Source organism: Paraburkholderia sp. J41 (assembly GCF_905220235.1).
In the GTDB taxonomy this organism is placed as follows: domain Bacteria; phylum Pseudomonadota; class Gammaproteobacteria; order Burkholderiales; family Burkholderiaceae; genus Paraburkholderia.
In genome coordinates, this window is the sequence record NZ_CAJMZE010000014.1 from 1 (window position 1) to 19,050 (window position 19,050).

General features: G+C 65.3%; 18 protein-coding genes. 8 read left to right on the forward strand and 10 right to left on the reverse strand.

All coding sequences use genetic code 11. From position 1 onward, the window contains the following. Nucleotides 1–54: 54 nt before the first annotated feature. Both U5805_RS16245 and U5805_RS16250 read right to left on the reverse strand, forming a co-directional pair. Nucleotides 55–1,410, reverse strand: a complete 1,356-nt coding sequence (locus tag U5805_RS16245) for an APC family permease (RefSeq protein ID WP_322104512.1) — start codon at nt 1,408–1,410, stop codon at nt 55–57. 220 nt (nt 1,411–1,630) lie between these two features. After that, nucleotides 1,631–2,467, reverse strand: coding sequence for a carbon-nitrogen hydrolase family protein (locus tag U5805_RS16250; protein ID WP_322104513.1), 837 nt, complete (start codon nt 2,465–2,467; stop codon nt 1,631–1,633). A 153-nt stretch (nt 2,468–2,620) separates the two neighbouring features. On the opposite strand from U5805_RS16250, the gene U5805_RS16255 reads away from it, so the two are divergent. Next, nucleotides 2,621–3,472 carry a helix-turn-helix transcriptional regulator gene (locus tag U5805_RS16255; RefSeq protein WP_322104514.1) on the forward strand — a complete coding sequence of 284 codons (852 nt, stop codon included), beginning with the start codon at nt 2,621–2,623 and terminating at the stop codon, nt 3,470–3,472. A gap of 22 nt (nt 3,473–3,494) precedes the next feature. Here U5805_RS16255 and U5805_RS16260 read toward each other — a convergent pair whose 3' ends face one another. The 5 genes from U5805_RS16260 to U5805_RS16280 all read right to left on the reverse strand — a co-directional run bounded on the left by U5805_RS16260 (nt 3,495) and on the right by U5805_RS16280 (nt 6,449). Then, nucleotides 3,495–3,974, reverse strand: a complete 480-nt coding sequence (locus tag U5805_RS16260) for a rubredoxin (RefSeq protein ID WP_322104515.1) — start codon at nt 3,972–3,974, stop codon at nt 3,495–3,497. A 40-nt stretch (nt 3,975–4,014) separates the two neighbouring features. Further along, complete coding sequence (locus tag U5805_RS16265) at nt 4,015–4,146, reverse strand: hypothetical protein (protein WP_322104516.1); 132 nt, start codon at nt 4,144–4,146, stop codon at nt 4,015–4,017. A 319-nt stretch (nt 4,147–4,465) separates the two neighbouring features. Further along, nucleotides 4,466–5,023, reverse strand: a complete 558-nt coding sequence (locus U5805_RS16270) for an FUSC family protein (RefSeq protein ID WP_322104517.1) — start codon at nt 5,021–5,023, stop codon at nt 4,466–4,468. A gap of 188 nt (nt 5,024–5,211) precedes the next feature. Next, nucleotides 5,212–5,625 carry a DoxX family protein gene (locus U5805_RS16275; RefSeq protein ID WP_322104518.1) on the reverse strand — a complete coding sequence of 138 codons (414 nt, stop codon included), beginning with the start codon at nt 5,623–5,625 and terminating at the stop codon, nt 5,212–5,214. Between the two features lie 98 nt (nt 5,626–5,723). Further along, on the reverse strand, nt 5,724–6,449 hold the full coding sequence (locus tag U5805_RS16280) for a pirin family protein (protein WP_322104519.1): 726 nt from the start codon (nt 6,447–6,449) through the stop codon (nt 5,724–5,726). 112 nt (nt 6,450–6,561) lie between these two features. On the opposite strand from U5805_RS16280, the gene U5805_RS16285 reads away from it, so the two are divergent. The 4 genes from U5805_RS16285 (at nt 6,562) to U5805_RS16300 (ending at nt 10,571) form a co-directional block, all read left to right on the forward strand. Further along, nucleotides 6,562–7,470 carry a LysR family transcriptional regulator gene (locus U5805_RS16285; protein WP_322104520.1) on the forward strand — a complete coding sequence of 303 codons (909 nt, stop codon included), beginning with the start codon at nt 6,562–6,564 and terminating at the stop codon, nt 7,468–7,470. A gap of 409 nt (nt 7,471–7,879) precedes the next feature. After that, on the forward strand, nt 7,880–8,443 hold the full coding sequence (ahpC, locus tag U5805_RS16290) for an alkyl hydroperoxide reductase subunit C (RefSeq protein ID WP_322104521.1): 564 nt from the start codon (nt 7,880–7,882) through the stop codon (nt 8,441–8,443). Between the two features lie 178 nt (nt 8,444–8,621). After that, the gene (ahpF, locus tag U5805_RS16295; RefSeq protein WP_322104522.1) at nt 8,622–10,223 is read left to right on the forward strand and encodes an alkyl hydroperoxide reductase subunit F; all 1,602 of its coding nucleotides are present in this window, start codon (nt 8,622–8,624) and stop codon (nt 10,221–10,223) included. 81 nt (nt 10,224–10,304) lie between these two features. Next, entirely contained in the window at nt 10,305–10,571 is a 267-nt protein-coding gene (locus U5805_RS16300) for a cupin domain-containing protein (RefSeq protein ID WP_322104649.1), read from the forward strand. Between the two features lie 98 nt (nt 10,572–10,669). On the opposite strand, the gene U5805_RS16305 is transcribed toward U5805_RS16300, so the two are convergent. Together U5805_RS16305 and mprF are read right to left on the reverse strand one after the other, a co-directional pair. Further along, entirely contained in the window at nt 10,670–12,022 is a 1,353-nt protein-coding gene (locus U5805_RS16305; protein ID WP_322104523.1) for a virulence factor family protein, read from the reverse strand. Beyond that, a complete protein-coding gene (gene mprF, locus U5805_RS16310) occupies nt 12,019–14,628 on the reverse strand; it encodes a bifunctional lysylphosphatidylglycerol flippase/synthetase MprF (protein ID WP_322104524.1) in 2,610 nt (869 codons plus the stop codon). The genes U5805_RS16305 and mprF overlap by 4 nt, the downstream gene beginning before the upstream one ends. A 598-nt stretch (nt 14,629–15,226) precedes the next feature. Between mprF and U5805_RS16315 the strand changes: the two genes are divergently transcribed. After that, complete coding sequence (locus U5805_RS16315) at nt 15,227–16,399, forward strand: porin (protein WP_322104525.1); 1,173 nt, start codon at nt 15,227–15,229, stop codon at nt 16,397–16,399. Nucleotides 16,400–16,537: 138 nt separating this feature from the next. On the opposite strand, the gene U5805_RS16320 is transcribed toward U5805_RS16315, so the two are convergent. Next, a complete protein-coding gene (locus U5805_RS16320; protein WP_322104526.1) occupies nt 16,538–16,990 on the reverse strand; it encodes a DUF2917 domain-containing protein in 453 nt (150 codons plus the stop codon). 558 nt (nt 16,991–17,548) lie between these two features. Here U5805_RS16320 and U5805_RS16325 point away from each other — a divergent pair. Next, entirely contained in the window at nt 17,549–17,770 is a 222-nt protein-coding gene (locus U5805_RS16325; protein ID WP_322104527.1) for a hypothetical protein, read from the forward strand. After that, complete coding sequence (locus U5805_RS16330; protein WP_322104528.1) at nt 17,751–18,479, forward strand: GntR family transcriptional regulator; 729 nt, start codon at nt 17,751–17,753, stop codon at nt 18,477–18,479. Before U5805_RS16325 ends, U5805_RS16330 begins: the two co-directional genes overlap by 20 nt. Nucleotides 18,480–19,050 lie beyond the last annotated feature (571 nt).

Consider the following 19,050-nt stretch of genomic DNA (forward strand, 5'->3'; position numbering starts at 1 on the left):
ACGGCCGCCTGAAGCGGCGGCCGCCGGATCGCATCGGAACGAAAATCGGCTGTTTTACACCGCCATTTCGGGCGGCGCGCGGCGGAAGCAGCGCGTGATCCAGCCGAGGTAGGCGAGGCCGAGCACGAACCACACGACGCCGAGCACGATGGCCGTTTTTTCGAGGCTGCACAGCAGCCAGATGTCGGTGATCGCGCCGAGCAGCGGGAACACCAGGCCGCCCATCATGCCGAAGCCGCGCGTGCCCGGCGCGCCGCTCAGGTACTGGCGAATCACGCAGAGGTTTACCGCCGTGAACGCGAGGAACGCGCCGAAATTGATGAACGAGGTGGAAGTGGCCACGTCCAGCTTGAGCGCGATCAGGCCGACGACCCCGGCAATCACGATATTGATCGCCGGCGTGCGAAAGCGCGGGTGAATGTAGCCGAAGATCGACCGGGGCAGCACTTCGTCGCGGCCCATTGCGTAGAGCAGCCGGCCCACGCTCGCCTGCGCCGAGATGCCCGAGGCGAACTGCGCGAGGATCAGGCCCGCGAGGAAGATCGTCACGAAGATGTCGCCGCCCACTTTGCGCGCGATTTCGAACGCGGCCGAATCCGGGTCCTTGAACACGGCGCCGGGATGCGCGAGTTGCAGCGTGTACGCGGCGATCACGAAGATCGCGCCGCCGATCAGCGCGATCAGCACGATGGCGCGCGGAATGGTCTTTTCCGGCTCGATGGTCTCTTCGGTCAACGTGGATACCGCGTCGAAGCCGAGGTACGAATACGCGGCGATCGCGGCGCCCGCCATCGTCGCCGAAAGCGGCACGTGCGGCTGGAAGAACGGCTGCGCGGTGAGCAGTCCGCCGGGACCGGCCGCCGCCGAGGCGTAGTGGCAGCACAGCACGACGAACATCGCGGCAATGCCCAACTGCACGATCATCAGCACGATGTTGAAGCGCGCCGCGAGTTCGATGCCCAGCACGTTCAGGCCGCTCGTGAGCACGATGAACGCGACGATCCAGACCCACGCGGGAATGCCCGGGAACGCGGCGGTCAGATAGGCCGCGCCGATCAGCCAGATCACCATCGGCAGGAAGAAATAGTCGAGCAGCGTTGCCCAGCCGATCAGGAAGCCCAGGTGCGCGTTGAAGCTTTTGCGCGTGTACGTGTAGGCCGATCCGGCGACGGGAAAGAGGCGCGCGAGCTTGCCGTAGCTGAGCGCCGTGAACACGATCGCGATGAGCGCGACGAGGTACGCAAGCGCGGCGGTGTCCTGGCTCGCGCCCGCGAGCACGCCGTACGTGCCGTAGACGATCAGCGGCGCCATGTAGGCAAGGCCGAACAGGAGCACGGACGGCAGGCCGAGCGTGCGCTTGAGATGCGGTGCGTGTGCGCCGCTGGCGGGCGGCGTCGAGGCGGGCTTCATGGTGCGGGTCTCTCCAGGTGCTGCGGTTTGGACGGGCGTGCGCGCGCCGCGCCATCCGTGCGGGCGGCGGGCTGCGTCGCGGCGGTGTGCTGCCGTTTAGTGCGAGTGGTGCGAGTGGTGCAGGTAGTGCGGGTGGTGCGTTTAGTGCGTTTAGTGCGGATGGTGCTGGGCGCCGGCTTTGGTGGAGGGGCCATCGCGGCTCGACCGTCCGGCGCCTCGGTCAGCGCGCCGTGGCGCGCGGCCGGATATGGAGCGAGCGGCGCCCTTGCGCGTCGTTTTCGTCGGCGAGATCGAGCATGACGCGCGCATCGTGCAGATAGCTGTAGTGCTCGCGGCTTTGCGCGAGCAGCGCGCGGTCGGCGCTGGCGTGCAGCACGGCATCTTCGTTCTTCAGCTCGCAGAGCACGTCGCCGAACGGGCTGATGAGCGCCGATTCGCCGGGGAACGTGAGGTTGTCGTCGCCGTCGCCCACGCGATTCACGAGCGCCGCGAACATCTGGTTTTCCATCGCGCGCGCCACGATGGCGCGGCGGTGTACGGGGCCGAACGGGTCCATGTTGCCGTTCGTCACGATCAGCATTTCCGCGCCGAGCGAGGCCACCGCGCGGCCCGATTCGGGAAACTCGATGTCGTAGCAGATCAGCATGCCCACGGTCATGCCCTTGAATTCGCACACTTCGAAGCGCTCGCCGGGCGTGAACACGCCCACGTCGGTGGCCCACAGATGCGTCTTGCGGTAACGCAGCGCGATCTCGCCGCGTTCGTCGATCAGCACGGTGGTGTTGTAGAAGCGCGCGCCGTCGCGTTCGGAAAGGCCCACGGCAACGCCTACGCTGGCGGCGCGCGCGGCTTCGCGCACGGCGTGAAGCGAAGGGCCGTCGAGCGTTTCGGCGATATCGCGCACGTTGTCACGCGTGGGAAAGCCGGTGAGCGTGGCTTCGGGAAAGACGATCAGATCGGTGCCCGCGCGGCGCTTGCCGATGGTGTCCAGCACGCGGGCGAGATTGGGAGCGACGGCGCCGTCCACGATGGGAATCTGCGCGAGTTCGAGTTGCATGCGTGTCTCCTGTGTTGCCTGCGATGCGGCGTGTTCGTGCGATGCGCGCGGCGCGACGGCTTAAAAAACCGCGCCAGCGTTTTGAGCGGCTATTATCACCACGTTATTTTTGTCCAGAAATTACCCAGCAGGGGTACCCTGATCGGAGGACTCATGGAAGGCGACTGGCAGGACCGCGCGTTCCATCATCACATCGCCACGCTGATCGACGCGCTCGACGGCCCCGACTTCTGGACGCGTCTCACGCGCGTGATCGAGCGCTTCGTCGCGTTCGACAATTGGGTTGCGCTGGTTTTCGTGCGCGATCGCGCGCCGCTCGTTTGCGCCGAATCGCCCACGCCGGACGGCGCCGTGGACGTGCTGTTCCGCGCGTACCTGGAGGCGATGTACCAGCTCGATCCGTTCTATATCGCGGCGTGCGAAATGCCGCGCGCGGGACTCGTCACGCTCGGCGAGGTCGCGCCCGACAACTTTCGCATGACCGATTACTACCAGCGCTATTTCAAGAGCAACATCATCGGCGACGAAGTGCAGTTCAACTTTCCGTTCGCGCATGGCAGAACGCTGATTTTTTCGCTGGGCGCGCAACGTCATTACACCGAACGCGATATTGCGCAGTTGGCCATGTTCGCGCCGTGGGTGATCGCGCTCATGCGTCAGCGGCTCGCGTACGAACCGGCGGCGCAAGGCGCTGCGCACAACGCCGCGCCCGAACGCGAGACGATGCCGGAAGGCGTGAGCGAGGCGGCACTGGAGCCGGGATTCGCGAGCCGCTTCGAAACCGTCACGCAGCAAAGCGGACGCGCGCCGCTCACGGCGCGCGAGATCGAAGTGGTGCGCTTGAGTTTGAGCGGCTTTTCCACGCGCGCGATTGCGGAACGGCTCGACATCTCGTTCGAGACCGTGCGCGCGCACAAGAAGCACATCTACGCAAAGCTCGGCGTGAGTTCGCAGTCGGAATTGTTCGCGCTGTTTTACGAGCCGATGGGGCACGCGGGCGCATGAACGCGTCGCCCGCCCGGCCGGATCAGAATTCGACCAGCGCGAAGTCTTCCTTGCCTACGTCGCAAAGCGGGCAGCGCCAGTCGCCGGGCACGTCGGCCCAGCGCGTGCCGGGCGCGAGACCGTCGTCGGGCGCGCCGGCTTGTTCGTCGTAAATCCAGCCGCAGATCACGCAAACCCATTGCCTGAAGCCGCTTTGCGCGGCGGCGGCCGTGCCGTTGCCGGCCGGCGCGGGCGCCGCGCTATCGGCATGGATATGGGCATGGAGATCGGCAGGGAGATCGGCTTGCGCATCGGCATTCATATCGGCGCGGGCGCGGGGTGCATCGAGCGCCACCACCAGCGGCGCGGCCGTGGTGTCGCGCGCGGCGAGCCGGGTTTGCAGCGTGTGGAGCAGCGCGGCGGCTTCGCCGGCGGTGAGGTCGATCCAGAAGGGATCGCCTGCGCCGTCGTTCAGGCGTTCGGGAGCGAACTGGATTTCGAGGGCGACGCCTTTCTTGTACATAAGCGAAAACGGATGACGTTGCGTCCCGAACGCGCCGCGCTTAGAGGAAGTAGCGGAACAGCGCCGAGCCCGCGACGCCGGCAATGCCGATGATCGCGAGCATTTGCAGCAGCGTGATGGATTTGCGTGCGGGCGGGTTGGCCGGAGCGACGGGACGAGGGGTGGTGTTCATAGGGCTTTCGTTGCGCGCGGAATGCGGTAGGCGTTGAGCGGTAAAAATGGGGAACCGGCGCATGGCGCGGGTTCCGTCGCGCCCGGAACGGCCGGTTTCGGCCAGGGCGAGGCCCGCGAGTGTCGCACGATTTCGCTTGCGCGGGGGGCCTTCGCGCGCAACCTGCGCCGACGCGCCGCATCGCTGCAACGTCCCTATTATCGCAGCGCTCGCGCGCCGCATTGCGCAGCGTGCGGAGATGATTTATTTCGGCCCGGTTGGCAAAAATCCGCCGATAAAACCCGCCCGCCGCATTGCCGTGCGTCGTGTGCCGCGCGCCTCAAGTGTTGAAACAGCGCCGCTCGATCGCCGAGAAAATCCAGCACACGGGCACCGCGCACGCCATGCCGATGGCGACTTCGGCCACGCGAAAGAGCGCCACGTCCCACGCCGGCCCTTGCGCGGGCACGAGCATCACGATGGTCGTGGTGATCGCGCCCAGCCGCGCCGCCGTGCTGAGCCGCAAGCACCAGCAGCCGATGATGACCACGCTCACCGCCACGAGATACGCGGCGAGATTTTCCGGCCCGAGCGTGGCCGCCGCGAAACCCACGACGCCGCCCGCCACCGCGCCGATGATCTGGTCGCGCGACTGCGCCACGGTATCGGCGTAATCGTGCTGCGTGACGGCGATAGCCGTGATTGCCGCCCAGAACGCCTGCTGCGTGTGCAGCGCGTGGCCGATGCCGTAGGCGAGGCCCGCGCCGCAGACGGCGCGCAGCGCCATCAACGTGCCTTGCACCGCGCGGCTCTTGAGCGGCAGCCGCTTGAGCGCGCCGAGCGCCGATTGTTGAAGCGACGTGAGATAAGCGTAGAGATTGTCTTGCGGGTCGGCCATTGCGCGGAATCGAATCGTCGTGCCTGCGTGATGAATGAGGGAAGCTCGCACGCAAAGCATAACAAGCGCCGCTTGCAATTCGTTCGCCGCGGCGTGCTCACTGCATGCCGGACCGCGCGGCTTCGGTACGCCGCACAACGCGAACCGGCGCGACGCCCTTGCCGCGCCGCGCCGTGCGCTGAAAACGGCTATTTTCCGTCGATGGAGAAGCGTCCGGGGCCGGCGGCCGCAAGCGCCGCCAAACCGCCCGCAATGCTCACGTTCTTGTAGAAGTTGATCATGTTGGCCATTTGCTCGCCGCCGGTCATGTTCCAGAAGTGATGGCCGATGATTGCCGTGGCGAGGGTGTAGAGCGCGAGCAGCACGGCGAGCGGGCGCGTGTAGAAGCCCACGAGAATCAGAATGCCGACGCCGAATTCCATGACCACGGCAATGACCGCCGACAGCATCGGCGCGGGCGCGCCCACGTGCGCCATGTAGCCGACGGTGCCCGCAAAGCCCGTGATTTTCTCCCAGCCGAACAGCACGAACAGCGCGGCCAGCAGAATGCGCGAGACCAGCAGCGCGGCGTCGTTGCCCTGGCCGAAAAGGTTGTATCGCATGGTGTTTCTCCGAAGATTTGTTGGTTTGCCTGACGAGCCGCGCAAACGCGCGCGGCCCGCCGGATTGATTTCAGCGATGCGTTACACCGGTACAGCGATTACGACCACAACTCCGATACTTCGATATTACGCAGATCGAACACGATCACTTCCGCATCGTGCCCGTCGGTGAAGCTCAGTTCGCGCTCCGAGCGGATACGCGCGCCGTCGCCTTCGCCAAGCGCCACGCCGTTGAGCGTCACGCTGCCGCGCGCCACGTGGACGTACGCATACCGGTTCGCGCCGAGTTCCAGCTTCGCCGTTTCCGCGCCGTCGAAGCGGCCGGCGTAGACGCGCGCGTCCTGACGCAGCAGCAGCGAGTCGTCGGCGCCGTCCGGCGAGAGAATCAGGCGCAGCTTGCCGCGCTTTTCCGCCACCGCGATGTGCTTCTGCTGATAACGCGGCTGCGCGCTTTTCTCGTTCGGCGCGATCCAGATTTGCAGGAAATGCACCGGGTTTTCCGCCGAATGATTGAACTCGCTGTGCGCGACGCCCGTGCCGGCGCTCATCAACTGCACGTCGCCGGGAACGATCACCGAGCCCGTGCCCATCGAATCCTTGTGCTCGAGCGCGCCGTCCAGCACGTACGAAAAGATTTCCATGTCGCGATGCGGATGCTTGCCGAAACCGCGCGCCGGAGCGACGCGGTCGTCGTTGATCACGAGCAGGTCGGAAAAGCCGGTTTGCTTCGGATCGTAGTAATTCGCGAACGAAAACGTGTGGCGCGAGCTGAGCCAGCCATGTTCACCGCGGCCACGTTGGTCTGCTTTGCGAAGGTCGATCATGTGTTTTCTCCGTTTCGTTGTTTCGTTTCGATGGAGTGAATTCTAGGTCAATCATTTCGCGTTGAATGGACGTAAAATACGACTCACTGTCACCTGTAAGTGGACAATAAAAATGCAGCTCGACGACATGCGTATCTACGTCAACACGGTGGACGCGGGCAATTTCACGGCCGCCGCGCACCGGCTGCGGTTGTCCAAACAGTTCGTGAGCCGCCGCGTGGCCGCGCTGGAGGCCGATCTGGGCGCGCGCCTGCTCGTGCGCAACACGCGCAAGCTCGCCGTCACCGATCTCGGCCAGGAGTTCTACGAGCGCGCGAAGCGCATCCTCGCCGACGTGGCCGAGGCGGAGCAGGCCATGTCGGACCGGCGCAGCGAGCCGCGCGGGCTGCTCAAGCTGAGCGCGCCGATGTCGTTCGGCACGGCGCATCTCTCGCCGCTCGTCGCGGAATTCCTGCGCGAACATCCCGGCGTGCGCTTCGACATGGAACTGAGCGACCGCAGCGTGGACGTGATCGGCGAGGGTTTCGACATGGCGCTGCGCATCGGCCGGCTGGCGGATTCCTCGCTGGTCGCGCAAAAGCTCGTGGACGTGCGCATGCTCGCGTGTTGCAGCCCCGGTTACCGGCGGCGGCGCGGCGCGCCGCAAACGCCCGCCGATCTCGCGCAGCACGCGTGCTTGCCTTACGGCCAGCAAGGCCGCGCGCCGTGGGAATTTATCGTCGATGGCGTGCGCACGCCGTTCGAGGTGAGCGGCCCCATGCGCGCGAACAACGGCGAGGTGATCCGCGATTCGGCCATCGCGGGCCTCGGCATCTGCTATTTGCCCGACTTTATCGTGGCGGGTTCGGTCGATGCCGGGCTGTTGGTCGAAGTGCTGGAGCCGTTCATGCCGCCGCCCAATGCGCTGCACGCGCTCTATCCCCAGCACCGCGAGGCTTCGGTGACGATCCGCGCGCTCACGCAGTTCTTGCGCGAACGGCTGGCGGCCCGCGCGGCCATGGCGCGCGGCGGCGCGCTCTAGCGCACTCGCGTCGATCCAGGGCGCTGTGACTCCGGCCCAGGCCGCGCCGCGTCCTTGCGAAGCCGCGCGGCGCCATCATCTGAGGGACACGCGCCGGAGTTAGGGTCAGGCTGGCGGAACCGCCGCGCCGCGCGGCACTCTCAGCGAAGCGCGCCGCTGTCTTGTGCGCCGCCGCATAAAACGGGCGGGCCGTGGGGCGCGATGTCGCAGTTTCGTTGTATGCTCACCGCCCCGGGGTTGCGCGGGCCGCTTACGCGGCGCCCAAGCCTTGTCCGGCGGGCTTCGAAGGAAACTATGGAGCCTGATAGGCAGGGTTTATACCGGCGATCAAAGCAACCAATTTTTCAAACGGACGCGGTTCCCGTAACCTTCGTCCATACCCTTTCAACCCAGAGCGAGGAATCAACGCATGTCTCTCATCAACACGCAAGTCAAGCCGTTCAACGCCACCGCTTACCACAACGGCAAGTTCGTGCCGGTCTCGAATGAGGATCTGAAGGGCAAGTGGTCGGTCGTCGTGTTCTACCCGGCGGACTTCACGTTCGTGTGCCCGACGGAACTCGGCGATCTGGCCGACCAGTACGCAGAATTCCAGAAGCTGGGCGTCGAGGTCTACGGTGTGTCGACCGACACGCACTTCACGCACAAGGCATGGCACGACACGTCGGACACCATCGCCAAGATCCAGTACCCGCTGGTCGGCGACCCGACGGGCGTGATCACGCGTAACTTCGACGTGATGATCGAAGAAGAAGGTCTGGCACTGCGCGGCACGTTCGTGATCAACCCGGAAGGCGAGATCAAGCTGTGCGAAATCCACGACAACGGCATTGGCCGCGACGCGAAGGAACTGCTCCGCAAGGTGCAAGCCGCTCAGTACGTGGCGTCGCACCCGGGCGAAGTGTGCCCCGCCAAGTGGACGCCGGGCGCAGAAACGCTGAAGCCGTCGCTCGACCTCGTCGGCAAGATCTAAGCGTCACGCGACGCAGCAGATCGCGGCAACAGGCAGTTGCCGTCAATCGTTGTAGATCGTTGTAGATAGCAGGCAGTAAAACCGGGCCGCGCCCGCGCGGCATGCGGCCCGGCGCTTCATCCCGCTTCATCCGCTTCATTTCGCAGTCCCCGCTTCTTCTCTAGCCGGAAAAAACGCCATGCTCGACGCAAACCTCAAAGATCAACTCAAAAGCTACCTGGAAAAAGTCACGCAGTCGATCGAGATCGTTGCGTACCTGGACGACGGCGAGAAGTCGCAAGAACTCCAGCAATTGCTGCAAGACATCGCCTCGCTCTCGGGCCGCATCTCGTACGAAGAACGCCGTGGCGCCGCTGCCGGCGACGCGCGTTTCCCCTCGTTCGACATCAAGCGCGCGAATTCGGGCGAGCAGGTGACGTTCGCGGGCATTCCGATGGGCCACGAATTCACGTCGCTCGTGCTGGCGCTGCTGCAAGTGGGCGGCCATCCGGTCAAGCTCGAAAAAGACACCGTCGAGCAGGTCAAGTCGCTCGACGGCATCTTCGCGTTCGAAATCTACATGTCGCTCACGTGCCAGAACTGCCCGGAAGTCGTGCAGTCGATCAACGCCATGGCGACGCTGAACCCGAACGTGCAGGTGGTCACGATCGACGGCGCGCTGTATCAGGACGAAGTGGAAAAGCGCAAGATCATGGCGGTGCCCACGATCTACCTGAACGGCGAAGTGTTCGGCCAGGGCCGCATGGGCGTGGAAGAAATTCTCGCCAAGCTCGACACGGGCGCTTCGGCGCGCGCCGCTGAAAAGCTGAACCAGAAAGACATTTTCGACATGCTGATCGTCGGCGGCGGCCCCGCGGGCGCGGCGGCCGCGATCTACGCGGCGCGCAAGGGCATCAAGACCGGCGTGCTGGCCGAGCGTTTCGGCGGCCAGGTGCTCGACACGATGTCGATCGAAAACTTCGTTTCGGTGACGGAAACCGAAGGGCCGAAGTTCGCCACGGCGCTGGAGCAGCACGTGCGCGCCTACGAGGTCGACATCATGAACCTGCAACGCGCCGAAGCGCTCGTGCCTTCGGGCAACGGCTTCGAAGTGCGTACGCAAAGCGGCGCGACGCTGCGCGCGAGGAGCGTGGTGCTGGCAACGGGTGCGCGCTGGCGCAACGTGGACGTGCCGGGCGAGCAGGAATACAAGAACAAGGGCGTGGCGTACTGCCCGCACTGCGACGGCCCGCTGTTCAAGGGCAAGCGCGTGGCCGTGATCGGCGGCGGCAACTCGGGCGTGGAAGCGGCGATCGACCTCGCCGGTATCGTGAGCCACGTCACGCTGCTCGAATTCGGCGCGCAACTGCGTGCGGACGAAGTGCTGCAACGCAAGCTGCGCAGCCTGCCGAACGTCGCGGTTCACGTGAACGCGCAAACCACGGAAATTTCCGGCGACGGCCAGAAGGTCACGGGTCTCGCGTACCTGAATCGCACCTCGGGCGAGAAGCATCACCTCGAACTCGAAGGCGTGTTCGTGCAGATCGGTCTCGTGCCGAACACCGAGTTCCTGAAGGGCACCGTGGCGCTTTCGAAGCACGGCGAGATCGAAGTGGACGCGAAGGGCCAGACGTCGGTGCCGGGCGTGTTCGCCGCGGGCGACGTGACGACCGTGCCGTTCAAGCAGATCGTGATTGCCGTGGGCGAAGGCGCGAAGGCATCGCTCGGCGCGTTCGATTACCTGATCCGTTCGTCGGTGGAGCAGGAAGAAGACGCGAAGGCCGCCGCCGCCGTGGCGTGATCGCCGAAAGGCTTGCAGCGACGAAAACGCCGGCGGCATGCCGGCGTTTTCGTCGTGATCGAAACGGAAAAGGAGATGACCGTGGACCGTGAGACCTTCATTCGCACCCTCGCCGACGAGGGCTTTCCGGAACCGGTGCTCGTGACGCGCGAAGCGGGCACGACGGACGAGCACACGCATCCGTTCGAGGCGAAAGCGCTGATCGTGGCCGGAGAGATCGGCATTAGCGTGAACGGCGTGGAGCGGCTGTATCGCGCGGGCGATGTGTTTCATCTCGCGCCGAATCTGCCGCACGCCGAGCGCTACGGGCACGGCGGCGTGCAGTATCTGGCCGGGCGCAAAGGCTGAGGCCGCGCGCCGAGCGCAAGCCGCGTCGCCCAAAAGAAAACGCCATGTGTCCTCCGACGCATGGCGTTTTTTCATTCGATTGCGAGGAGCGGGCGAGCTTAGCCGCGCGCCGCGATCTCCTTCTTCCACCCCTGGATGATCTTCGCGGCGAGCGCGTTGTAGTCGCCGTCGAAGTGGTGTTCGCCGTTCGTCTTGACCAACTCGATGCCGGTGTTGGCCAGCGCCGGGCACAGCGTTTCCTTCTCCTGCGCGCCGTAAATGCACTGCACGATCGAAGGCGGCACCTTCGCGATTTCGGGGCGCGCCTTGAGCGCCTTGTCGCTCGCGGGCATGCCGAGCCAGCCCGTCACGCGAATCTGGAAGTCGGCGTCGGGCGCGAAGCCGAGCAGCGACATGTACGACACTTTCGCGCGCAGCGCGTCGGGCAGGCGGTTGTACGCGAACGGCATGACGTCGGCGCCGAACGAATAGCCGACGAGCGCGATGTGCTGGCTATGCCAGCGCGCGCCGTAGGTTTTCAGCACGCGCGCGAGGTCGCGGCTGGTTTGCGCGGGCGTCTTTTCGCTCCAGAAATAGCGCAGCGCGTCCCAGCCGATGACGGAAATGCCCTGCTTTTGCAGCGCTTCGGCGATGGTCTTGTCGAGATCGCGCCAGCCGCCGTCGCCGGAAATGACCACGGCGAGCATGTCGGTCGGGTGCGCGGCCGGCAATTCGACGAGCGGCAGGTCCGAAACGTCTTCCTCGCTTTCCGTTTGCGCGCGCAGATGATTCGATGCGAGCGCAACGAGTTTGTCGGCGTCGGGCGTGCCGGGCGCGAAGGCGCGCAGCGGCGCGGCCACATGCGCGTTGCTGGTCGTCACGCCTTGCTCGAAGAAGCCGGGCAGGCCCTTGCCGCGCGAGAGCGTGGGGTCGGCGGGACACGGCGCGAAGCGCGCGTCGAGCGTGCCCGACGGATCGAGCGACACCGCGCCCGCCATGGTGTTCGCGGGCGACTGCGAAAGCATGCGCTGCGCGATGAGTGCGCCTTCGCCGCTGCCGATCGCGATCGGCGCGAAATACGCACTCGATCCTTGCTGGCGTTCGAGCTGGTGGCTCAGTGCTTCGGCGTCGCTATAGAGGTTGTGGCACTTCTCGGTTTTATCGGCGGCGAGCCTGGCCGCGTAGCGCTCGGTATCCACGCCCACCACGAGCGCGCCGCGCTGCGCGAGCGCATCGGCGCGCGTTTGATCGGCGCCGCCCCAGTGTTTATCGGCGGAAAACAGCACGGCGAAGCCGAGCATCGGGCCGACCGGTTTCGTCACGGCGACTTCGCCGAAGCGGCCGCCCGGAACGTGCTGGGTCGCGGCATTGGTGGACGCGGCGTGGGCCGCGCTCGCGCCGAAAGTCGCGAGCAAAGCGGCGCCGGCTGCCGCGCGAGCGAGGCGCGGCAGCGAGAAATTGCGGTGAGTCATGAGCGCCAGCCTCCTGCCAGCAGCGATAGATCGGCGAGGGTGATGAACACGCTGATCGAGCCCGAAGCGGCCAGATAGCGCGGTTCCCAGCGCGGCGCGAACTTGTTCTTGAAGCCGCGCAGCCCCCGGAAGTTGTAGAAACGGCCGCCGAAGCGCCAGATGAAACCCGCGAGCCGATGCCACGGCGACGCGAGCGGCGACGGCCCCATGCCCGAGAGCGGCGCCATGCCGAGCGAGAGCGACTGGTAGCCGGCGGCTTTCAGATGCAGCGCGAGCTGCGTGAACAGATATTCCATCGCATACGGCGAAGCGCCGGGCAAATGGCGCATGACGCCCACGGTGGCGTCGGTGTTGAGATCGGTCGTCATGAAGGTGACGAACGCGAGCGGCTCGCCGTTCTGGCGCACGAGCAGCACCGACTGCGGGGCGAGATAGTCGTCGTCGAACGCGGCCACGGAGAAGCTTTTCTCGCGCGCTTCGCGGTCTTCCAGCCACGCGTCGGAGATCGCGCGCAGCACCGGCAGGCTTGCGCCCATTTGCGCGGGCTCGATGTGCTCGATCGAGAAGTTGTCGCGCTCGCCGCGCTTGAGCGCGTAGCGCAAGTGCGCGCGCTGCGGTCCCTTCAGGTCGAATTCCTGCAACATTACGCGCGCTTCCTCGCCGAGCTTCATCAGCGTGAGACCGGCGTCGAGATAGAGCGGCAGGGCGTCGGCGCGCACCTGATAGAACGCCGCCCGGCCGCCGTGCGCGTGCGCGAGCGTGACGAATTCGCGGATCAGCGCGGGCCATTCCTCGCGCGGGCCGACGGGGTCGTGCAGCGCCGCCCAGGTGCGGCCGCGCTTCGCGTACATGAGGAACGCGCTGCGCGTGGCGGAGAACAGGAAGCTCTTGTCGCCCATCAACGCGAGGCCCGCGTCGCTGCGTTCCTGCGCGCGCACGATGCGCGCGGCTTGTTCGAGGTCCTCGCTCGCGGGCATCACGAAGCGGCCGGCGGCGGGGCGCAGCAACTGCCACAGCGCCAATGCCGCGGCGAACACGCCCGCGCCGAGCGTCGCGCGCAGCGCACGCGGCGCGCGGCTGTGGAACGCGAACTGCCACCAGAGATGCTGCGAATACTGCACGTCGCGAAACGCGAACAGCAGCACCCATACGGCCAGCGCCATCACGCAGCCGACCGAGGCGAGCCACGCGGGCGTGAAGCGCTCGGCGAACAGCGACGAATGGCGATTGAAGCGCTTGCGCGTGGCCACGAGCAGCGCGATCAGCACGCAGAGCACGCCCGTTTCGACGAACGCGAGACCTTTCGCGAGCGAGAGCGCGAGGTTCAGCGCGGCGATGGCGAGCGCGAGCCACCACGCGGCGTCCAGGCGGCGCAGCAGGCCGCGCGCGACGAACAGCAGCAGCACGCCGAGCAGGCTGCCCATCAACTGCGAGCTTTCGAGCACCCAGAGCGGCAGGAAGGTTTGCAGCAGCGCGATGCGCTTCGAGAACGCGGGCGTCGCGCCCGAAATCACGAGCATGCCGCCGGTCACGAAGGTGACGATGGCGAGAAAGAGCGGCGCGAGCTGCGAAACGCCGTGGGCGCCGCGTTTCGCGAAGCGCGCGCCGAGCGGCGACTTGAGCGCGCGGCCTTCGAACACGGCAAGCACGGCGGCTGCGAGCAGCAACGGCGCGCCGAAGTAGATCGCGCGATAGGCGAGCAGCGCGGCGAACACCTCCGAGGCGGGCACGTGCGGCCCGAGCGCGTAGACCATTGCCGCTTCGAATACGCCGATGCCGCCGGGCGTATGGCCGATCAGCCCGAGCAGCATGGCGGCGCAATAGACGGTGAGGAAATCGCCGAAACCGATCTGGCCGTGCGGCAGCACCGACCAGAGCGCGAGCCCGGCGCCCACGACGTCGAGCGCGGCCAGCAGCAATTGCGCGATGAGGTCGCGGCGCGCGGGCACCGCGAAGCGCAGCCACGCGCGGCCGAACGGCGCGATCTCGCGCGCCGTGGCCGGGCACAGCGCGACGAGCGCCGCGCCGCAGGCGAGCAGCGCGCCGCCGATGGCGCGCAGCGCGGCGGGGGAAAGATGCAGCAGGCCGGCGAGCGTGTCGGCGGCGGCGACCATGCCGAGCGCCGTCATCAGCGCCGTGGCGGCGGCCAGCGTGACGCTCGTGAACACGGTCATGCGGCCGACTTGCGCGGCCGTCACGCCCGCGCCGCCATACGCGCGGCAGCGCACCGCGCCGCCCGTCAGCGCGCCGAAGCCGGTGACGTTGCCGAGCGCGGAGCCGGCGATGGCGCCCGTCCACAGCGCGCCGCGCGAGACGCGCGCGCCGAGGTAGCGCAGGCCCACGGCGTCGCGGCCGACGAGCGCGACGAAGCTGATCGCCGTGGCCGCGAGCGCGCCGCACCATTGCGCGGGCGTGAGCAGCCAGAGTTGGTGGATAACCGATTTGTAGTCGACCGTGCGCGAGAGGTGCTGAAACACGAGCAGCAAGAGCGCGCAGATGCCGATGGCAAACGCGGGCGCGACGCAGCGCTGCCAGGGCAGGGCGCCGGCGCGGCGGCGCAGCGCCCTGAGGGCGCGCGCCGCGCGCGGAGAATGCGATTGAGACATGGATCGGCCTGGTGACTCTGCGATGGCGCTGTTTCGCCTGCCTGGACGCCGGCGGCAACAGCGCTTTTTCGTACGTTCGCCGAAAGTCGAGCAGGAACGTAATCGTTTGGTAAAGGACTGGTAAAACGAGCAAACGCGCGGTGCTACCTGCTGGTTGACGGCCGCACGCAATAAAGCTTGAAGAGGGGCGCACCGGAGCGGTGCCGGGTGGAACCATCGCCCTTGGCAATAAGACGCAATCTAGTGCGATAAAGCGCAATAAAGCGCAATAAAGCTAAATCTCATGACGAATGACGTTAGCAAATAATTGCTTGCCGCCGAATGAACCGGATGCGGCAAAAATCCATGAGCGCGTGGCACGGCGATTAACGGAACGCTCACTTGCGCATCGGCATGAAAGCCATGCTGGGCGTGCGATTGCGCGCTCGCTGCCGCGCATGGTTTTGGAAATGGCGCGAATGCCCCATTTCGGCGCATCGCTTATTGCGAATGTCGATGTCTGTAATTCGAGACAGCCGATTTAATTCTTTTACAACGCTCGACGAGAGGTTTAGTCTGATTCACGTCAAGAGTTGTTTGACTGCGCCAGGAGAACGACGTGAAAAGACTCGCCTTGACTTCCTTCTCGCTCGCTGCCCTCGCCACCCTCGGTGCGGCCGGCGCGGCTCAGGCCCAGACCAGCGTGACGCTCTACGGCACCATCGACACGTCCATCACGTATGTGAACCACGCGTCGGGCGGCAGCAGTCTCTGGTCGCTCGGCAATTCGAGCTTCGGCAATCTCTCCGGCTCGCGATGGGGCGTGAAAGGCGCCGAGGATCTGGGCGGCGGCCTCAAGGCGATCTTCCAGTTGGAAAACGGCTTCAATCCGTCGACGGGCTCGCTCGGCCAAGGCGGCAGGCTGTTCGGACGCCAGGCGTATGTGGGCTTGACGGCGGAGCAGTTCGGCTCGCTCACGCTCGGCCGCCAGTACGATCCGCTCATTGATCTCGTGCAGGGCATCACGGCCGACAATTACTTCGGCTCCGTGTTCGCGACGGCAGGCGACGTCGACAACTACGACAACAGCTTCCGCGTGAACAACGCCGTCAAATACACCACGCCCAACTGGAACGGCTTGCAGGCTTCGGCGATGTACTCGTTCGGCGGCATTGCGGGCACGACCGGCGCTGAGCAGTCGTATTCGGCGGCGGTGGCGTACAACAACGGACCGTTCGCGCTGGCGGGCGGCTACTTCTACGCGGCGAACAGCCAGGCGCTGGGCGTGCTGCGCACCGACGGCTGGTCGAGCACCTCGGACGGCACGTTCGACGGACCGGTGAACAGCGGCTACGCTTCCGCGCATTCGCTGTCGATCGCGCGCGCGGCGGCGCAGTATCAGCTTGGCCAGTTCACGTTCGGGCTCGGCTACAGCAACGCGCAGTACGCGCCCGACGCGAGTTCGGTGTTCCGCGACACGCAGAAGTACAACACCGGCCAAGGGTTCATGAATTACCAATTGAGCACGGCGCTGCTGCTCGGCCTTGGCTACAGCTACACGCACGCGAACGGCGATACCTCCGCGAACTACCATCAGGTGTCGATCGGCGCGGACTACAACCTTTCGAAGCGCACCGATCTCTATATGACGGCCGGCTGGCAACACGCGAGCGGCGAGACCGGCGACGGCGCGGGCGGCGCCATGCCTGCCGAAGCGTCGATTGGCTCGTACGGCTATTCGGGCACCTCGAACCAGACGATGGTGAACCTCGGTTTGCGGCACAAATTCTGAGCGGTTTCGCGGACAAAAACGCCGGTTGCGCCTGGGGAGCGGCGCATCCGGCGTTTTGTTCTTATGTTTCCGCGCTCAGCGACGCCGACATTACGCTGATGCCCGAAGCCCGAAGCCCGAAGCCCGAAGCCCGGCCTTTCAGGCCTCGCGCGAACGCCGCAGCGAAAGCCGCGCGACGCACAAGCCCAGGCGCTCGCCAAAACGCCTCACGGCCGCGAACGGCGGACGCCACGCTGTCGTGATGGTCACGCGCGCGGGCGTGGCGGCTTCGGTGCTCAGCCAGATGCGTTCGTTGCGCTCGAGTCGCAGCGTGTCGCCGGGATTCAGCCAATGGTCGTAAGGCGAACGCGCGCGCGTGATCCAGACGACGCCGCCATGCACGCGCACGGCGGCGGGCGCATTGACGCGCCAAGTGAGCGTGCGCAGCGGCGGCACCGCGAAATGAACCGACTGCGCGGGCAGCGGATGATCGAAGCGGTCGGCTTCGTTGGCCGCGCTCGCTAGCGGCGCGTACGCGCCGGCGAGATCATGACGCGCCGCGCTCGCGCAACTCGACGCGGGCGGCGGGGAAGATTGTGAGGCGTCATCCATCGTTTTCTCCAAGGTTGGAGCCGACGAACGGAGCGCTGCCACCCAACAAACAAAAAGCCCCGTCGATGCCGGCGGGGCTTTGATTTGCGTGACGACCAACTCGAACTGCTAGTACGCACACCATCCCCATGGATAACCCGTACGGTTATGCCATGTGGTTTTCGTCGAATGGACGAATGCGGGGAGGGTGGAGGCGGTGTGCATGAGTCGAGTGTGCGGGCGGTGCGTGGGCGCTGTCAACAAAAACGGCGCAATGAATGCGCCGCTGCTTGCGGCTTCCGTGGCGCGAACCGGTCCGAACATGCTCGCGGCGTGACCAAACCGCGCGCCTGGACGTCTGAATGCTTGCCGGCGACACCGGTTTCTATCTAGCATTGATTGTTTCCGACAAACCGGCGATATTTTCACAATGTGGGAAGTCACTCGCCACTGTGAAAGCGAGCTAGAAGTGTTGCGGCGAAACGACTGCTTTTGATATATCACATACAAAATATTGATTTTTGTGGCAATGCAGCATATGATTGAGTCATTCGATGACTTAATCATGCGGAGCTTCAAATGGATATCGTTTCTCTTGCACTCTTCGGGGCGGCTGTTGTGGGTCTCGGCGCCGCCGCTACTGCCATCATTGCGAAGTGGCTGCCTTCGTCCGCTATCGAGGCGGCACAGCATGGCCGGTTTGTCGGGTTGGGCGAGGCGCCGCGCGTGAAGCTGGCGTATCGCACGCAATTCGGTCCGCGAGTCGGAAAAGAGGCAATGAATGTCGTCAGAACACACTGAAGCTGTAGCCACGCGGGACGCAGCGCCGCTCAAGCTGGCGTTGCAACCCATCAACGCCACGCTGAGCCTGCGCGATCAGGCTTACGCGATGTTGCGTCAGGCCATCGCCGACGCCGATATCTATCAGTCGCGCGAGGAAATCCGGCTCGACGAGCGCGTGCTCAGCGAATCGCTGGGCGTGAGCCGCACGCCGGTGCGCGAAGCCATGACACTGCTCGAACAGGAAGGCTTCCTGCGCATGGTGCCGCGCCGCGGCATCTATATCGTGCGCAAGAGCAAGCGCGAGATCGTGGAGATGATCCAGATGTGGGCCGCGCTGGAGAGCATGGCCGCACGGCTCGCCACGCTCAACGCGACGGACGCGGAAATCGCGCGCCTGCGCCACATGTTCGACGATTTTCGCGACAGCACCCCGGCGGAGCACATCGCCGAATATTCGGACGCCAACATCGCGTTCCACCAGGCGATTGTGGAACTGTCGAAGTCGCAGCTCATTCTCGACACCATCAAGAATATTTTCGTACACGTGCGCGCCATCCGGCGCATGACGATCTCGCAAAGCGACCGCGCCTCGCGATCCATCGTCGACCATTTGCGCATTATCGAAGCGCTCGAGCAGCGCGATACCGAACTCGCGGAGAGGCTCGTGCGTCAGCATTCGCTCGATCTCGCGGTGTTCGTGGAGAAGAACTGCGATTTTCTCGATTAGCCGCGAGTGGTTGCGCCGGCGCGCTTTTTTATCTGGAGCAGCGGCCGATGTCCGATGAACGGGAGGCGAAAGCCTCCCGTTTTGCGTTTACGGCGTAAGGGCGTTGGATGCCGCTAATGGAAGAAAGCCGGGCGGTTGCGGTATGGCGCTGCAAATCGGAGTCGCCCGGCGACCGCACTCATCGCGTGACCATGCACGCATCGTCCCGCCCGGCGCCACGAACTTTATGCGCATCAACTTCTGTCAGATTAGTCCGCTGCCGTAAGTGCGCATGCTGTCGCCATCAATCCAACACATCACATCCCGCATATCAGCGCCGCAAACCGGTCGGTGTTTTCCCTTGTGTGCAGCGCGTCAAAAATTTCTAAATCTCCGCAAAGCGTTACGCCATAAGCCTCGTAGACGATTTCGACGCCTCAATTGATGGGCAAATCCCCTCTTGCCTCACTCTGATATATCACATACCGTATTGCTGAAGGACGCAGATTCCGCGCCATAGCGCGAGACAGCCACTGCCCACGCAACCCCACCGATTTTTTGAAAACTCGCCCGGCCACGATTAGATAAGGAG

Coding starts and splice junctions, on each gene's coding strand:
- U5805_RS16280 (WP_322104519.1), bottom strand. CDS start 6,449: ATGATCGACCTTCGCAAAGCAGACCAACGTGGCCGCGGTGAACATGGC.
- U5805_RS16305 (WP_322104523.1), bottom strand. CDS start 12,022: ATGACTCACCGCAATTTCTCGCTGCCGCGCCTCGCTCGCGCGGCAGCC.
- U5805_RS16270 (WP_322104517.1), bottom strand. CDS start 5,023: ATGGCCGACCCGCAAGACAATCTCTACGCTTATCTCACGTCGCTTCAA.
- U5805_RS16330 (WP_322104528.1), top strand. CDS start 17,751: ATGTCGTCAGAACACACTGAAGCTGTAGCCACGCGGGACGCAGCGCCG.
- U5805_RS16250 (WP_322104513.1), bottom strand. CDS start 2,467: ATGCAACTCGAACTCGCGCAGATTCCCATCGTGGACGGCGCCGTCGCT.
- U5805_RS16275 (WP_322104518.1), bottom strand. CDS start 5,625: ATGCGATACAACCTTTTCGGCCAGGGCAACGACGCCGCGCTGCTGGTC.
- ahpF (WP_322104522.1), top strand. CDS start 8,622: ATGCTCGACGCAAACCTCAAAGATCAACTCAAAAGCTACCTGGAAAAA.
- U5805_RS16325 (WP_322104527.1), top strand. CDS start 17,549: ATGGATATCGTTTCTCTTGCACTCTTCGGGGCGGCTGTTGTGGGTCTC.
- U5805_RS16320 (WP_322104526.1), bottom strand. CDS start 16,990: ATGGATGACGCCTCACAATCTTCCCCGCCGCCCGCGTCGAGTTGCGCG.
- U5805_RS16285 (WP_322104520.1), top strand. CDS start 6,562: ATGCAGCTCGACGACATGCGTATCTACGTCAACACGGTGGACGCGGGC.
- U5805_RS16245 (WP_322104512.1), bottom strand. CDS start 1,410: ATGAAGCCCGCCTCGACGCCGCCCGCCAGCGGCGCACACGCACCGCAT.
- U5805_RS16265 (WP_322104516.1), bottom strand. CDS start 4,146: ATGAACACCACCCCTCGTCCCGTCGCTCCGGCCAACCCGCCCGCACGC.
- U5805_RS16255 (WP_322104514.1), top strand. CDS start 2,621: ATGGAAGGCGACTGGCAGGACCGCGCGTTCCATCATCACATCGCCACG.
- U5805_RS16260 (WP_322104515.1), bottom strand. CDS start 3,974: ATGTACAAGAAAGGCGTCGCCCTCGAAATCCAGTTCGCTCCCGAACGC.
- ahpC (WP_322104521.1), top strand. CDS start 7,880: ATGTCTCTCATCAACACGCAAGTCAAGCCGTTCAACGCCACCGCTTAC.
- mprF (WP_322104524.1), bottom strand. CDS start 14,628: ATGTCTCAATCGCATTCTCCGCGCGCGGCGCGCGCCCTCAGGGCGCTG.